Here is a 1,299-nt window from a genome sequence, read left to right on the forward strand (position 1 = left end):
GGAGCGAACCAGGGGAACTGAAACATCTAAGTACCCTGAGGAAAAGAAATCAACCGAGATTCCCTTAGTAGTGGCGAGCGAACGGGGACCAGCCCTTAAGTTGGATCGAGATTAGCGGAACGCTCTGGAAAGGGCGGCCATAGTGGGTGATAGCCCTGTACGCGAAAGTCTCTTTGCAATGAAATCGAGTAGGACGGGGCACGAGAAACCTTGTCTGAATATGGGGGGACCATCCTCCAAGGCTAAATACTACTGACTGACCGATAGTGAACCAGTACCGTGAGGGAAAGGCGAAAAGAACCGCGGAGAGCGGAGTGAAATAGATCCTGAAACCGTATGCGTACAAGCAGTGGGAGCCCACTTTGTTGGGTGACTGCGTACCTTTTGTATAATGGGTCAGCGACTTATTTTCAGTGGCAAGCTTAACCGAATAGGGGAGGCGTAGCGAAAGCGAGTCTTAATAGGGCGTCTAGTCGCTGGGAATAGACCCGAAACCGGGCGATCTATCCATGGGCAGGTTGAAGGTTAGGTAACACTGACTGGAGGACCGAACCGACTACCGTTGAAAAGTTAGCGGATGACCTGTGGATCGGAGTGAAAGGCTAATCAAGCTCGGAGATAGCTGGTTCTCCTCGAAAGCTATTTAGGTAGCGCCTCATGTATCACTGTAGGGGGTAGAGCACTGTTTCGGCTAGGGGGTCATCCCGACTTACCAAACCGATGCAAACTCCGAATACCTACAAGTGCCGAGCATGGGAGACACACGGCGGGTGCTAACGTCCGTCGTGAAAAGGGAAACAACCCAGACCGTCAGCTAAGGTCCCAAAGTCATGGTTAAGTGGGAAACGATGTGGGAAGGCTTAGACAGCTAGGAGGTTGGCTTAGAAGCAGCCACCCTTTAAAGAAAGCGTAATAGCTCACTAGTCGAGTCGGCCTGCGCGGAAGATGTAACGGGGCTCAAACCATGCACCGAAGCTACGGGTATCATCTTTTGATGATGCGGTAGAGGAGCGTTCTGTAAGCCTGTGAAGGTGAGTTGAGAAGCTTGCTGGAGGTATCAGAAGTGCGAATGCTGACATGAGTAACGACAATGGGTGTGAAAAACACCCACGCCGAAAGACCAAGGTTTCCTGCGCAACGTTAATCGACGCAGGGTTAGTCGGTCCCTAAGGCGAGGCTGAAAAGCGTAGTCGATGGAAAACAGGTTAATATTCCTGTACTTCTGGTTATTGCGATGGAGGGACGGAGAAGGCTAGGCCAGCCTGGCGTTGGTTGTCCAGGTTTAAGGTGGTAGGCTGA

1 rRNA gene is annotated in these 1,299 nt (G+C 51.7%); it reads left to right on the forward strand.

The window, feature by feature from the left end:
* A 23S ribosomal RNA gene (locus tag JTJ32_RS26245) occupies nucleotides 1–1,299 on the forward strand; the annotation flags it as partial.

Origin of the sequence: Pseudomonas alliivorans, assembly GCF_017826695.1 — a bacterium.
Classification (GTDB): Bacteria; Pseudomonadota; Gammaproteobacteria; order Pseudomonadales; family Pseudomonadaceae; genus Aquipseudomonas; species Aquipseudomonas alliivorans.